We start from the raw sequence: 14,465 nt of genomic DNA, 5'->3' as shown, positions 1-14,465 counted from the left end.
TCGTGGGGATGGGCTAAACAAAGCCCGTTCAACGGGCTGCGGCGCAACCGGCCGCCAGGCGGGGAAGATCGGTGAAAACGTTCGAGCGATATTTTGTTGCCCTCAACAAGTGGGCGCTGGTGCTGCTTCTCGGCGCCATGGCGGTCATCGTCTTCGCCAATGTTTCGCTGCGCTACCTGACGAATTTCTCGATCACATGGTCCGAGGAAGTCGCCCGCTACCTGATGATCTGGATGACCTTCATCGGCGCCGGCCTTGCCCTGCGCACCGGTGGCCATGTGGCGATCAGCAATTTTCAGGAAATGCTCGGCAAGTATGGCCAGCGCGCGCTGCGCATCCTCATCCTGCTTCTGCTTCTGGCCTTCTTCTCGCTCATGATCTGGATGGGCCTGAACTACATGGAGCGCGCCCGTTTTCAGCTCACGCCGGCAACCCGCGTTTCCTTCCGTTACATCTACGCCGCGATGCCGATCGGCTTCAGCCTGCTCATCGTGCATCTGCTTCTGGTCGCGCGCTCCTTCGTGATGGAAAACCGGTTTGTCGACATCGAGACCGACACCCCATCCGCCGCGCTCGCCGAGAGCGGTGACACCCATATCGCAGCCAACCGGGACTAGACGGCCGTGGCGCTGATCCTCTTTGCATCCTTCTTCCTCCTTCTCATCATCGGCATGCCGGTGGCCTTCGCGCTGGCGCTTGCCGTCTGGGCCGCGATCAGCCTCGGCAGCACCTATCCGCAGATCGTCATCGTCAAGGAGATGTTCTCGGGGCTGGACAGTTTCCCGCTCATGGCGGTGCCGTTCTTCATTCTGGCGGCCGAGCTGATGTCGAGCGGCGCGATGACGCAGATCCTGCTGCGCTTCGCCTCGCAGTTTGTCGGCCATCTGCGTGGCGGGCTGGGCTACGCCAATGTGGTGTCGTCCACCATGTTCGCCGGCATCTCCGGCTCCGCGCTCGCCGATGCCGCCGGCCCCGGCGCAATGATGATCCGCATGATGGAGAAGGACGGGTACGACAAGTCCTATGCCAGCGCCCTCACGGCGTCGGCCTCGGTGGTCGGCCCCATCATCCCGCCATCGATCATCATGATCCTCTACGCCATGCAGGACGAGCGGGTTTCCGTGATCGCCCTGTTCATGGCGGGCCTCATTCCCGGCGTCGTGATCTCGCTCGCGATGGCCGCGACCAACTGGTATGTCTGCCGCAAGCGTGGCTTCAAGAGCAGCGCCCCGCGCCCCTCCGCGCGCGAGATGCTGCGCACCAGCTTTCAGGCACTGCCCGCAATCTTCCTGATCGTGCTGATCATCGGCGGCATTCGCAGCGGCATGTTCACGCCCACCGAAGCCTCGGTTGTGGCCGTGTTCTACGCCCTTCTGTGCGGCATGTTCGTCTACCGCTCGCTGCGGATTCGAGACCTGCCGGACATCATCTATCGCTCCGCGCTCGTCACCGTCGCCATTCTGCTCATCCTGGCAGCGGCCCGCGCTTTCGCCTGGATCATCATCATCGAGGGCATCCCGCAGAGCATCGCGGCCACCATCGTGGCATGGGACCTCAGCCCCATCGTGTTCCTGCTGGCGGTCAACGTGCTGCTCCTGGCTTTCGGCCTGTTCATGGACCCGCTTCCGGGCGTCATGATCCTCGTGCCGATCCTCAGCCCCATCGCCTATTCGCTGGGCATCGACCCCATCCACTTCGCCATCGTGGTGATCGTCAACCTGACGCTGGGGCTTTTGACGCCCCCGGTCGGGGCGTTGCTGTTCGTCGTGTCGTCAGCGGTGAAGATCCGGGTCAGCGACATGATCCGCGAGATGCCGCCCTTCCTGATCGTGCATCTGATCGTGTTGCTATCGCTGACCTTCATCCCGGCGCTGTCGACCTGGCTGCCAAGCCTCAGCGGCTACTAAAGCAATCCCAGGAAAAGCGGGAATGCTCTGACATTAGCCCCCGCTGGCGTCAGCCGGTCAGACCAGCGTCAGCCGATCAGAACGTCGGGTTCAAACTTGCCCGTCGGCATACCCAGATCGACAAGAAACACGCCCCCGGCCGCATCCGCGCCGGGGCTTTCAGGGTCGATGTTCACCGAGGCCGATGTCACGAGAAGGCGCTCCGCCTCAGGCCCGACAAAGGCCGGGCAGGTGGTCAGTGCGGCCGGCAGCGCGATCTTGCGAAGAAATGCGCCATCTGGCGCGTAGACCTGCACCCCGTGCCCTCCCCAGCACGCCACCAAGAGATTGCCCTGCGCATCCACCACCGCGCCATCGGGCATGCCGTCCTCGAAAGGTGCGCCGAATGGCGTTGGCGCGCCAATGGGCAGACCGGTCCCGGCGTCGAGCACGACCTGCATGATCTGCCGGGTCGGCGTGTCCGTGAAATAACCCAGGCGGCCATCCGGCGAAAAGCAGATCGCGTTGCTGACCGTGATGCCTGAAAAGAGGCGGCGCAGCGCGCCCTTGCGATACCAGTAGATCGAGCCTGCGCCTTCCTTCTCGTCCTTGCCCATCGTGCCGATCCAGAAGGCGCCTGACGGATGCACGCGGGCATCGTTCGAGCGGGTCTGCGGCTGATCTGCCTCCAGCGGCATGTGCAGGCTGAGACTGCCATCGGCGATGCTGCGCAGGTAAAGACCGCTCTCCGTCACCAGCAATTGCCGCTCGCTGTCTATCCGCGCGAGCGCGCTGGAGAGTTCGGGCAAGCCATGCCGGCGCGTTACGCCGCCTGTAAAGCAATGCTCAAACAACACCCTGCCGGGTATGTCGAACCACCAGACCGTATCCGTGTGCCGGTCATAAGTCGGCCCCTCGCCCAGCGTGCAGCGGAAACCTTCAAGCCGCTCCCAAACCGTTCCGGTCAAATGCCCCTCCTTTGCCCATATGCCCCTCAGCGCAGACATAGCGCTGCCACCGGATCGCCTTCAAGCGGAATGCACCGGAAGGAGTCCTGACCCAGCCTTGATCACATTTTGGAGAGAATGCCGCCTGGCACACCGTCAGAAGCCCTCAACATATTGATATACCGGCGATCTTTCGCATAAAAAGGCGTGGGGGCCCTACATCAAGGCGAAGCATACGGTGAAAGCACGGATAGAAGACGGGAATAGCAGCACAGTCGCATTGCAGAACGGTCTGGAATTGGTTCGTCGTCTCTCCGACGAAGGCCCGATGACCAGTGAGGAATTGGCACAGAGCCTTTCCCTGAGAAGCGACACGACCGCCAAACTTCTGAAAACGCTGGAAATGCACGGTTTTGTCGAACCCGCGCGGTTCGCCAAACGCTTCCAGCCAGGCAGAATGGCTGGAACCCTTTCAGAGAAATTTCTTGGCGATACGCCCGTCACCGACATCGCCCGCCCCGTTCTTCAGGCGCTTGCCGACCAGCATGACGGAATCGGAACGCTCGTGGTGGCGGACCGTGACGAAGCCCTTCTTCTGGTCACCTGCAGCGGCCCGACCCGCCAGAATGCCCATGAATGCCATGTGGGCTCGACATACCCCCTGCCATTCACGGCGGGCGGACACGCCCTGCTCTTCACCATGCACAATGCAGCAGACGAACCGATTGCAGAGCGCGGCTACAACGAGGTCGAAACCAGGGCGCTCGAAGAGAGCTTTGCGTTCTTCTGTGCATCAGGGTGCTTCCGGACGCCGCTTCCCGAATGCGATCTGCTTTTGCTCGGCGCGCCGCTTCATCTCAGCAATGCCGTTCTGGCGCTGGAACTTGCCATTCCCACCGGATCGAGCGCCAGCCAGGACACGACAGCGGCGGTCAAGGATCTTCTGGCGGCCGTCGAGCTGATCCAGCGCAAATGCTCGACACTCGGTGTGCGCTATCTGGAAGATTCCTGAAACGGCATCCGTGTCTGCGTCAGGCGGACACGCCTGACGTCGGCAGGGCCTCGCCTCAGACGGCGTGCTGGTGAAACTGGGTGTTCTGGGCGCGGGTCGATAAGGCAGCAGACAGATGCAGGAGTTCCTGCCCCAGCTCCCTGAGACGCGATGGTGGCGTATGGGCGCGGGGCGCACCGCAGGCGATAGACATGGCGTTCAGCTGGCCCGAAGGTCGCAGTGGCACCGCCACGCCATGCACATCTTCATGCCAGTTGCCCAGCGACAGCGCAAAGCCCTGCTCCTCTATCTCCGAGAGCCCCTGCTCGACATGCTGCGCCAGGTGCGACCAGTCCCCACCGTGATGCCGCTCTAAAGCCGCCATCAGGTGTCCAAGCTGTGTTTCTTCAAGACAGGAAATCAGCGCGTGGCCGATGGGCGAGGCGGCAAGCGGAATGCGCGAGCCGGCCTCCAGGCGTAAGGTGACCAGCGTGGCGCTGCTGTGGCACACTTCCAGATGCAGCGCGTCGGTGCCGTCGATTACGGCAAGAGCGGTGTGAACCCGAAAATTGTCCGCAATCTCCTGCAGATAGGGGCGCGTCAGCTCGACGATCTGCGCTTCGCTGCGCGCACCATATCCAAGCCGCACAACCCCAGGAGCCAAGCGAAAGCGACGACGGCTGGCGCTGTAATGCAAAAGCCCCATCAACGCGAGGGATTTGGTCAATCGTGCAACGGTAGCAGCCGGCAGATGCGTGCGCTCGACAATGTCGGAATTGCTCATCCAGACGGGCGCTTCGGCAAAAACGGAGAGAAGGCGCAGTCCCCGGGACAGCGCGGTTGAAACAGGCGGCGTCTTGCGCCCTTGCCGCTTGAGTATACCCGCGCCTGCCATTCTCCCCCCTTGGTGTGATGTTGAACCCTTCGGAAAAAGGGAACCAAAACTAGCAACACTGAGGCTCCACAGGCAACGATAAACATGCGTTTATCGCAAACATTCTATGGCAAACTGCAATTTCAAAACCGGGTTTAGTTCTGAAACACTGCGTCAACACGCTAGTTCACATGAAACCCTAAACTGGCTCACAACGCCGGCCTCTTCCGCCTCTATGTACTGACCGGACCTGAAGCACATCTTTTCGATCCGATGCTTCAGGACACCAAACTCAGGAGGCAACCACGTGCCCCACGCGACAAACACCCCACTGAAAGCCCTCCTGATCGGCGAAATCGCGCCGCTTGGAGAGAAGCAGGCGCCAAGCGGCATCGACAAGAAGCCCGTCGAAAGGGCTCTTTTCCTCAGCCACACCGGCTTCATCGGCGACAATCAGGCAGACACCAAACATCATGGCGGCCCCGATAAGGCCGTTCACCACTATCCCCGCGATCACTATGACGCCTGGCGGGAAGAGATCGGTGACAACACCCTTCTCGACAGCCCCGGCGCGTTTGGCGAAAATCTCTCAACCCTTGGCCTCAATGAAGAAACCGTGGCGCTGGGCGATGTGTTTCGCCTCGGCAACGCCATTCTTGAAGTATCCCAGGGACGGCAGCCATGCTGGAAGCTGAACAGCCGCTTCGGCGTCAGGGACATGGCGCTCAGGGTACAGAAAAGCGGCCGCACCGGCTGGTATTACCGGGTCTTGCAGGAAGGTCAGGTAGCGCCGGGCGACGCGCTTGAACGGATCGAACGCCCCCTGCCCGAATGGCCGCTGAAACGGCTCTGGCAGACGCTCTACGTCAAGACGCTCGACCGCAGCGAGCTGGAAGAGATGGCGGCGCTGGAGAAGCTGCCCGATGGCTGGCGGCGCTATGCGCAGCGACGCCTTGAATCCGGCAAGGTCGAGAGCTGGAACCGCCGCCTGCAGGGCGACAAAGTCGACTGAGGAACACGAACACGCACGCTCCGACAGCACGCGGGGCGCGCACTCAAGCCCGGGTGGTCATCTTCCAGAGTGGAGAGAGAGAGAGAGAGTGGTGCCGCTTGTCAGACTCGAACTGACGACCTCCGCATTACGAATGCGATGCTCTACCAACTGAGCTAAAGCGGCCCTTTCGCCATGGTCGGAACCCCGCCATGACCAGCTTGCTTCGCCATCCGCTCTGGACAATTGCGGCGCGAAGCACTTTCCCAGTGCACATACCCGCCTCTGCGAGCTTTCGCAACCCAATTGTCGAGCTAGAACGCCGTTTGGAGAGGGACATTTTCGGTCCGCAATCACCAAGGCAGCAAGCGGCGTCCTGATAGCGGCAATCTCCCAGGAGATCAAGCGGAAATGGCACAATCAGAGCAACCTAAAACAAGCCATGTAGATTCGATAATTAGAAAACAATAATTCAGTAAATCATTTTAAATATAAATACAAATTACTTGATAAACAAATATATATGACTTTTAAGTTGCGCATTGGAGGAATATACTATGAAAAATTTTGCACCAATTGTAATTGCTGCAGCGGCGTTTCTGCCCGTGAATGCCGACGCAAATGCGTATCAGTGCAGGACCAACAGTTACCTCACGCATGTGAGAACCGACACACCATGGCGTGCCCATGTGGTGACCTACATCCACCTGACCGACAGGAAAAAGTTCCCGTCAGGCGGCGCAACCGTCAACAAGATCAGGTGTAGACTACACCCGAAGAGGACGCTGACCGAAAGCCGCAGACCTCCCGCGCAAATCCACGGAAACGGCGGGGAGCACAGCCAGTAGAAAGCACCCGTGGCAGCGGCGTCCGGCCCCTTCTTTCACACGGCAGGCATGGACACCGCTGCTGCATTCGCTAAGTTGGCGATCATCACAATAGCCACCGAAAATTCCAGTAGGCAGGTACCCATGACGAATGTGACAATGACGGTGAACGGACAGAAGGTCTCGGGCAGCGTCGAAGGTCGAACCCTGCTCGTTCAGTTCCTGCGCGATACGCTGGGGCTGACCGGCACCCATGTGGGCTGCGACACCTCGCAATGCGGCGCCTGCACGATCCATCTGGACGGAAAATCAGTCAAGGCATGCTCCCTTCTCGCCGTGCAGGCCGAAGGCGCGGAGATCACCACCATCGAAGGACTTGCCGAAGGCGATGTGCTGCATCCGGTGCAGGCCGCGTTCAAGGAGCATCACGGCCTTCAGTGCGGTTTCTGCACGCCCGGCATGATCATGGCCGCCACGGACATGATTCGCCGCCACCCGGAAGGGCTCGACGAGGGAACCGTGCGCGAAGAGCTTGAAGGCAATATCTGCCGCTGCACCGGCTACCACAACATCGTCAAGGCCATCATGGCCGCTTCCGAAGCGGTCAAGACCGGTTCCACGAAAGCCGCCTGAGCGAGGAGAGCGACCATGTATGACGTCAATTATCACCGCGCCGGCTCCCTCGAAGAAGCCCTCAAGCTGTTCAAGGCGGCGGAAGACGGCAAGTTCATCGCCGGCGGCCAGACCCTCATCCCGGCCATGAAGACGCGGCTCGCCGCTCCGTCCGACCTCGTGGACCTGCGCCATATCGCCGATCTGAAGGCGATTTCCGTTTCCGGCAAGACCGTCACCATCGGTGCGGGCGTCACCCATGCCGAGGTCGCCGCCAGCGCCGACATCGTAGCCGCCTGCCCGGCGCTCTGCCATCTGGCCGGTCTCATCGGCGATCCGCAGGTGCGCCATATGGGCACGATTGGCGGCTCGCTCGCCAACAATGATCCGGCGGCAGACTACCCCGCCGCCATGCTGGCGCTTGCCGCCACCATCGTCACCAGCACCCGCGAAATCGCCGCCGAAGACTTCTTCACCGGCCTGTTTGAGACGGCGCTGGAAGAAGACGAGATCATCACCGCCGTGCGCTTCGACGCGCTGGAAAAGGCCGGCTACGCCAAGTTCCCGAACCCCGCTTCGCGCTATGCGATGGCCGGTGTCTTCGTTGCCGTGGATGGCGGCGCGGTCCGTGTGGCCGTAACGGGGGCCGGCGATGACGGCGTTTTCCGCAGCGCCGAACTAGAAGCCGCACTCGCCGCCGAGTTCAGCGCATCGGCGCTCGAGGCCGTGGCCGTCCCTGCGGATGATCTGATGACAGACATCCACGCATCGGCCGAATACCGTGCCAGCCTGGTCGTTGCCATGGCCAAGCGCGCCGTTGTAATGGCCACGAGCTGATCCTCCAGCGCACGCGATAAAGCGCGGGCCTGTCCGCAGGCCCGCAGCTGGAGCGCTCCCGCTTTTCCTGGAAGTGCTCCAGGGCCTACTTCTTCAGCTTTTCCTTGAGACGCTCGATCTCCGCCGGCGACCAGCCTTCCGGCTGGGTCACGGCCACCCACGCATCGATATAATGCTGCGGAGCATAGAGATGCCCGTATCCGATGGGCGCCGTGGTCGCCATCGCCATGTCCAGCGCAAGTTGCAGGAAGGTGACGATCGGATACCAGCGCAGGTCCGGCGAAACGTCAGGCCCGCGCTCCCCCACCAGCCATGCCGGTCGCCGATACCAGGCGAGCGGATCGAAGAAGACGACCGGGTCGCTCGCATATTGCAGATAGACGATCCGCAGCGGACCCCACTTTGCGCCGGGAATGTCGAGCGAATTCTTCTGCGCCGTGAAGCGCACCACGGATCCATCCCCCAGACGCGGCAGCCAGGCCGGCGTGCCGGGGTTGCGGTCGCGGGTGAAATTGCTCCACAGGCGGCTGTTGAAGGGCGGCCCGGCCCAAAGCGCACCCTGGAAGGGATCCGCCAGAATGTTGTAGATCTCGGTCGACTGCTCCGAACTCAGTGCGCCAAGGCTCAGACCGTAGAGATAAAGCTCCGGCCGATCGTCTTTCGGCAGCGTGGTCCAGTGACCATAGACCTTGCGGAACAGCGCATGCGCAGCTTCCGCCCCGTAGCTCGGCTCGATCAGCAGCGAAAGCCAGCTCGTGAGGTAAGAATATTGCTGCGCGACCATCACCGTGTCGCCGCCATGCAGATATTCCAGTGTCACGCTCGCTTCCGGGTCGATCCAGCCGGTGCCGGTGGGCGCCACCACCGCCATGACCTTGCGCTCGAATGCGCCGATCCGCTTCAGCTCTTCCAGCGCCAGCTCGGCGCGCTCATCTGCAGTCTCCGCCGAACGCAGCCCCACGTAAACGCGCATCGGCTCCAGCGCCTCGCGACCGGTAAACGCAGCAATCGCTTCCCTGCTGTCACCGCCGACAACGAACTGACGTCCCGTACGCCCCAGCGTGTCCCATGGGATCAACGATCCCGGCCCGCCCGTGCGCAGCCCGCTTTCAGGCTGCTCGATACCGTCCTCAAACAGCGCATCGAGCTCCGCATAGGCGGAATCGGCAACCCGCAGCGCATAGCGCAGCAGCACGCGGTCGACCAGCGATGCCAGCACGAGACCGACAATGACAATGCCGATCACATTGGCCACGCGGCGCGGCACATAAGGCTTCAGCCGGCCTGAAATGAAGGTGAAAGCACGCCCGATGCCACGCCCCATCACGACAAATAGAAGGAACAGAACCAGCGCGATGCCGCCCACCTTGAAGGGATGCGCGGTATCAACCGGCTCAAGCTGCATCAGCGCACGAATGGAATTCTGCCATTCGGCCGCTTTCCAGAGGAAGAAGATGGCGACAGCCACGCACAGCGCGGCCATGGCGAATTTGCCATAAATGCGCGGACGGCGCGGCGGCTCCGGCAGTTCCAGATAACGCCACAGCCAGACGCAGAAAACGCCCAGCCCATAGCCAACCGCTGCCGAAACGCCAGACAGAACACCCTGCAGCAGAAAGTCCCGCGGCAGCAGGGTGGGCGTAAGCGATGCTGCGAAAAGCAGTGTTCCAAGGCAAAGCCCCAGAACGGAGAATGAATGCCAGACGCGCACGTCGCCCTGCTCCAAGGTATCGGTCATGTCTGCCCCACTGTCTCACCAATCCCGTGCATGGCATCGGGATGGCCACAGTGAAGCGTCATGGCAGGCAAGGCAACAGCCCTGTCTGCCACGTCGTTAAAGATCGGTCAGGATCAGTCCAGCGCGTCGACCAGACGGCCAGCACCCTGGCGGAACGGATCGATGGTCGGCAGCCCCATGCGGCTCTCGATTTCCTCGAGGCAGGCTTTCGCCTCCGCATCGTTGAGGGCAGCGGTGTTGACCGAGATGCCCACCACCTTGACGTCCGGATTGACCACGCGCGCGGTTTCCAGAGACAGGTCGCGCAGCGCCTCAAGCGTGGGCAGCTGATAGTGCGGCAGGCCGCGCATGTGGGTGCGGGTCGGCTCGTGGCACAGCACCAGCGCGTCCGGCTGACCGCCATGGATCAGCGCCATCGTCACGCCGGAGAAGGAGGGATGGAACAGGCTGCCCTGCCCTTCGATCAGATCCCAGTGATCGGCGTCATTGTCAGGCGTGATGTGCTCCACGGAACCGGCCATGAAATCGGCAACGACCGCGTCGAGCGGCACCCCGGAACCGGTGATCAGAATACCGGTCTGGCCGGTTGCGCGGAACGAGGCCTTCATCTCGCGCTTGTGCATCTCGCGCTCCATGGCGAGCGCGGTGTACATCTTGCCGACCGAGCAGTCGGTGCCCACGGCCAGGCAGCGCTTGCCCGCGCGCCTCTTGCCATCGGCAATCGGGTATTCTTCCTGCGGCACACGCACGTCATAAAGATGCGTGCCGGCCTTTTCGGCCGCCGCCACAAGGGCGGGCTGCGCCGTCAGGCGATTGTGCAGACCGGAGGCGATGTCCATGCCCGCTTCGGCAGCTTCCACCAGCGTCGCGACCCAGCTCTGCGAGATCACACCACCGCGGTTGGCAGCGCCCACAACCAGCGTCTGCGCACCGGCTTCCCGGGCTTCCGCAATGGTCATGTCCTTGAGACCCAGATCAGCCTTGCACCCCTCAAGGCGCAACTGCCCCACGCAAAACTCGGGTCGCCAGTCCTTGATGCCTTGCGCGACCTTTGCGGTCAGCGCGTCCGGCGCATCTCCAAGAAACAGCAGATAGGGCGTTTTCAGCATCGGTGGGTCGCTCCCTTATAATTGGTTTATCGGCTCATCAATGATGAAAGCCCCGCTTGTCAAGCTGTGGTTCGGCAACCAGAGCCCTCTGGATCAACCGCCGCCACAACGATTGAGCCAGAGCGCGCCGCACCTGAAAGCGCCTATGCCATCACTTCTTTCAGCAACTTCAACGCGTCTGCACAGCGCGTCGTCAGCGTGTCGAGTTCCTCATCCGTCAGTCCCGAATGAACCGATAATCGCACCAGGCAGTGGTTGCGCGGCGTCGCCGGCGGGCAGAAAACCGCGCCGAACACGCCCGATCCCTGCAGCGCATCGCGCATTTTCAGCGTGTCCGGCTCATTGCCGCTCTCAATCGCGATGATCTGCTCCGTGCCGCCGCCCACATCGAAGCCTAGCTCGTCCAGCCGCCAGCGCACGATGTCCGACACCTCGCGCAGGCGCTCGCGGCGATCATCAGCCCTGCGGATCAGCGCCAGCGCTTCCAGGAACCAGACATACTCATGCTCCAGCAGCCCGGAGCTGAAGATCGCGGGGTTGGACTCCATGCGAAAATACTCCTTGAAGCGGCGTGAGCAGACAATCAGTCCGGCGCGGCCGGCAAACGTCTTGGCCAGAGAGGCCGTGCGAAAGTCGATCCGGTCTGCCAGTCCCAGCGCCACGGCAAGCCCCGCACCACCAGGACCGTGCGTGCCAAGCGAATGGGATTCATCGACAACGAGAACACAGCCCGTGCGCGTTGCGACATCCACGATTGCGGCCAGCGGGCAGAGGCTTCCATCCGTGCTGTAAACCGTGTCGACCACCAGCACCCCAGGCCCATACCGCCGGATCAGGCGCTCGGCATGGTCCGGGTTGTTGTGGCGAAAGGGAATGCCCCGCGCGCCCGCTGCCTTCACCCCTTCCCAAAGGGACGCATGCGCATTCATGTCCAGATAGACTGGAACCGAAGGGCTCGCGATGGACTGAAGCAGCCCCACATTGGCGGTGAAGCCCGACTGGCAGATGATCGCCTCTTCGCCCTGCATGTAATCGGCGAATGCCGCCTCCAGCTGCTGCATCGGACTGCCCTTCATGGTGAAGATGCTCGACATCAGCAGATCGGTCTTGCTGTGCAGAAGGGCCTCGGCCTGCGCTTCTCTCAGCGCTGGCTCGTTCTGGATGCAAAGATAATCATTGCTCATGAGCTGGAGGTCGCCCCTGCCCGGCTCGCGCCCCCTCAGGAGATGGCCCCCGCTCCATAATCGCTCCACACGCTGGATATGGAACGCGTCTTCGCGTTCACGCAGCTGTTCTTTGGGACACGCAGCGAGCTCGGCCATAAGCAAATTCTCCAAAACAGTTTCGCGAGCCCCGGTCGCGCCATGAAATCGCAGCGCCGTGCAGCAGCGCCCCCCATTCTGAAAGGCTTATAAGCAACAATATTAGGGCTTCATCTACAAAAACAGTATCAGCATATGTATATGACGAAGGGATTTCAATTCTGAATAAAATAGAATTGTAACCGACGCTTTACATAAATTCTCTACTTATACGCGCAGCATTAATACAATCATTAAGATAAATAAAAGCAGATATTCGCGTCAGAATATCTGCGCCGGAAGCCATGTGGAAATCGACGGCAGAAGCCAGATAACGCCCATGCCCACGAGCTGCAGAATGATGAAGGGAATGACGCCGCGATAGATCTGTCCCGTCGTGATTTCCTTTGGCGCAGCCGCGCGCAGATAGAACAGCGAGAACCCGAAGGGCGGCGTCAGGAATGACGTCTGCAGGTTGATCGCGATCAGGATCGCGAGCCAGAGCGGGTCATGTCCCATCAGGATCAGAATGGGAGCGACCAGTGGCAGGACGATCACCGAGATTTCCACGAAATCGAGGAAAAAGCCGAGCACGAAGATCATCGCCATCACAAAGATGAGCGCCCCCTGCGGACCGCCGGGCATGGAGTGCAGGATGTCCTCGACCCGCGCATCACCACCCAGTCCACGGAACACGAGCGAGAACACGCTGGCCGTGAGAATGGTGGCGAAGATCATTGCCGTCACCGTCATCGTGTTGGTGACAATCGGCGTGAGAATGCCGCGCTGGCGCGCCTTGCCGATGGAAATGACGATGGCGAGGACGCCGAGCGCCAGAAGCCCGGTTGTCAGCCCCGCGATGAGCCATTCGAAGAGGCCCACATCGCTGCGCTGCAGGCGCACCGGAAAGATACCGGCCAGCACCGCGACCGCACCCAGCGCCGCCGCGCCCAGAACGATCAGACGGCCATTTCCTTCGCTGCGCACACCGGCGAGTAGCAATGCGCCAATGGCGCCCACGCTTGCCGCCTCGCTTGGCGTTGCAATGCCGCCGAGGATGGAGCCCAGAACGGCAACGATGAGCAGAACCGGCGGCAGAACGGCGCGCTGCACCTCCTGCCTGCTCGGCCGGTCGCCGGCCGCAACCAGCGCCGGAGCGCTGTCCGGCTTCAGGGCTGCCCGCGTCATCAGATAGGCGATGTAGACCGCCACAAGCGTCAGGCCTGGCAGAAGCGCTGCGGCGAAAACCTGACCGACGGAGATCGTCTCGATGGTGAATTTGCCCTGCTCATACTGCGCCTGCTGATAGGCGGTCGACATCACGTCGGAGAGGATGATGAGCAGCGTCGAGGGCGGAATGATCTGGCCCAGCGTACCGGAGGTGCAAACCACGCCGGAAGCAAGCTTCGGATCATAGCCATTGCGCACCATGGTCGGCAGCGCGATCAGGCCCATCGCCACCACGGTTGCGCCCACAATGCCGGTCGAGGCCGCCAGAAGCGCACCGACCAGCACGACGGAAACGCCGAGACCGCCGCGTATGCCGCCGAAGAGACGGCCCATCGTCTCCAGAAGCTCTTCCGCGATGCGGCTCTTTTCCAGCACCACGCCCATGAAAACGAACAGCGGAATGGCGATCAGAACCTCATTGGTGAGGGTTCCGAAAACCCGCTGCCCGAGCGCGCCCAGAAGCCCGACATCGAACTGGCCTGTCATCCATCCAAGAAAGGCGAACAGCGCCGCCGTGCCCGCCAGCATGAAGGAAACGGGATAGCCGATCAGAATGGCGACGATCAGCGCCGCAAACATGAGGATGTCGAGCGGTAAGGTCATGCGGCGGGGGCTTCTTCACGAAGACGCGCGAGATCGCGCAGGATGCAGGCAAGGCCCTGGATGATGAGCAGCGCACAGAAGGCGGGGATCAACGATTTGAGCAGGAAGGAGGCGGGAATGCCACCCACCGAGATGGCTCCTTCCATGATCGACCAGGAATTGCGCACGGAAGGCCAGGAGAACCAGGCGATCATGAACATGGACGGCATCAGGAAGCACAGCGCACCGAAAATATCGATACGCGCCCTGCCACGCGGGCCGAACAGCCCGTAGAAAATGTCCACGCGCACATGCCCGTCGACCAGAAGCGTGTAGCCTCCGGCCAGCATGAACAGTGCTGCGTGCAGGTAGAGAACGGTCTCGTTCATGAAGATGAAGCTGACGCCATAGACATAGCGCAGCACCACCGTGCCGAATTGCACCAGCACCATGGCCAGCGCCAGCCAGCGCACAACAGCGCCCACTGCCCGGTTGATCCGGTCAAGTTTGTCCGCAAGCTCAAGCATGCCGAGCGTTCCC

General features: G+C 61.6%; 13 protein-coding genes and 1 tRNA gene. 6 read left to right on the top strand and 8 right to left on the bottom strand.

All coding sequences use genetic code 11. The features are described 5' to 3' along the window. Positions 1-71 precede the first annotated feature (71 nt). Positions 72-617: a TRAP transporter small permease gene (locus tag AC4PTT_RS03795; RefSeq protein WP_492162129.1), complete on the top strand. Its 546-nt coding sequence runs from the start codon at positions 72-74 to the stop codon at positions 615-617. A 6-nt stretch (positions 618-623) separates the two neighbouring features. Beyond that, positions 624-1,907, top strand: coding sequence for a TRAP transporter large permease (locus AC4PTT_RS03790; RefSeq protein WP_113153208.1), 1,284 nt, complete (start codon positions 624-626; stop codon positions 1,905-1,907). 68 nt (positions 1,908-1,975) lie between these two features. Here the strand turns inward: AC4PTT_RS03790 and AC4PTT_RS03785 are convergent, their stop codons facing one another. Then, the gene (locus tag AC4PTT_RS03785) at positions 1,976-2,854 is read right to left on the bottom strand and encodes an SMP-30/gluconolactonase/LRE family protein (protein ID WP_492162128.1); all 879 of its coding nucleotides are present in this window, start codon (positions 2,852-2,854) and stop codon (positions 1,976-1,978) included. Between the two features lie 307 nt (positions 2,855-3,161). On the opposite strand from AC4PTT_RS03785, the gene AC4PTT_RS03780 reads away from it, so the two are divergent. Then, the gene (locus tag AC4PTT_RS03780) at positions 3,162-3,845 is read left to right on the top strand and encodes an IclR family transcriptional regulator (protein ID WP_236042216.1); all 684 of its coding nucleotides are present in this window, start codon (positions 3,162-3,164) and stop codon (positions 3,843-3,845) included. Between the two features lie 55 nt (positions 3,846-3,900). On the opposite strand, the gene AC4PTT_RS03775 is transcribed toward AC4PTT_RS03780, so the two are convergent. Beyond that, positions 3,901-4,719 (bottom strand): IclR family transcriptional regulator, encoded by an 819-nt coding sequence (locus tag AC4PTT_RS03775; protein ID WP_206546150.1) that lies wholly within the window; start codon positions 4,717-4,719, stop codon positions 3,901-3,903. A 286-nt stretch (positions 4,720-5,005) separates the two neighbouring features. On the opposite strand from AC4PTT_RS03775, the gene AC4PTT_RS03770 reads away from it, so the two are divergent. Then, on the top strand, positions 5,006-5,710 hold the full coding sequence (locus AC4PTT_RS03770; protein WP_492162127.1) for an MOSC domain-containing protein: 705 nt from the start codon (positions 5,006-5,008) through the stop codon (positions 5,708-5,710). An 89-nt stretch (positions 5,711-5,799) separates the two neighbouring features. Here AC4PTT_RS03770 and AC4PTT_RS03765 read toward each other — a convergent pair. Continuing rightward, positions 5,800-5,875: transfer RNA gene (locus AC4PTT_RS03765), tRNA-Thr, on the bottom strand. A 785-nt stretch (positions 5,876-6,660) separates the two neighbouring features. Here AC4PTT_RS03765 and AC4PTT_RS03760 point away from each other — a divergent pair. Both AC4PTT_RS03760 and AC4PTT_RS03755 read left to right on the top strand, forming a co-directional pair. After that, positions 6,661-7,149, top strand: a complete 489-nt coding sequence (locus AC4PTT_RS03760) for a (2Fe-2S)-binding protein (RefSeq protein ID WP_206548371.1) — start codon at positions 6,661-6,663, stop codon at positions 7,147-7,149. A gap of 15 nt (positions 7,150-7,164) precedes the next feature. Further along, positions 7,165-7,965 (top strand): FAD binding domain-containing protein, encoded by an 801-nt coding sequence (locus tag AC4PTT_RS03755; RefSeq protein WP_492162126.1) that lies wholly within the window; start codon positions 7,165-7,167, stop codon positions 7,963-7,965. 85 nt (positions 7,966-8,050) lie between these two features. Here the strand turns inward: AC4PTT_RS03755 and AC4PTT_RS03750 are convergent, their stop codons facing one another. The 5 genes from AC4PTT_RS03750 to AC4PTT_RS03730 all read right to left on the bottom strand — a co-directional run bounded on the left by AC4PTT_RS03750 (position 8,051) and on the right by AC4PTT_RS03730 (position 14,452). Beyond that, positions 8,051-9,703 carry an alpha/beta hydrolase gene (locus AC4PTT_RS03750; RefSeq protein WP_206546148.1) on the bottom strand — a complete coding sequence of 551 codons (1,653 nt, stop codon included), beginning with the start codon at positions 9,701-9,703 and terminating at the stop codon, positions 8,051-8,053. A 113-nt stretch (positions 9,704-9,816) separates the two neighbouring features. After that, complete coding sequence (gene dgcN / locus AC4PTT_RS03745; protein WP_206546147.1) at positions 9,817-10,812, bottom strand: N-acetyltransferase DgcN; 996 nt, start codon at positions 10,810-10,812, stop codon at positions 9,817-9,819. Between the two features lie 143 nt (positions 10,813-10,955). Continuing rightward, positions 10,956-12,134, bottom strand: coding sequence for an alpha-hydroxyketone-type quorum-sensing autoinducer synthase (gene cqsA, locus AC4PTT_RS03740; RefSeq protein WP_492162125.1), 1,179 nt, complete (start codon positions 12,132-12,134; stop codon positions 10,956-10,958). Positions 12,135-12,395: 261 nt separating this feature from the next. Beyond that, on the bottom strand, positions 12,396-13,946 hold the full coding sequence (locus AC4PTT_RS03735; protein ID WP_206546145.1) for a TRAP transporter large permease: 1,551 nt from the start codon (positions 13,944-13,946) through the stop codon (positions 12,396-12,398). Beyond that, a complete protein-coding gene (locus tag AC4PTT_RS03730) occupies positions 13,943-14,452 on the bottom strand; it encodes a TRAP transporter small permease subunit (RefSeq protein ID WP_113153220.1) in 510 nt (169 codons plus the stop codon). The genes AC4PTT_RS03735 and AC4PTT_RS03730 overlap by 4 nt, the downstream gene beginning before the upstream one ends. Between the last annotated feature and the right edge of the window lie 13 nt (positions 14,453-14,465).

Source organism: Nitratireductor sp. WH36-1 (assembly GCF_058725515.1).
This window is presented reverse-complemented; position numbering and strand designations above follow the sequence as displayed.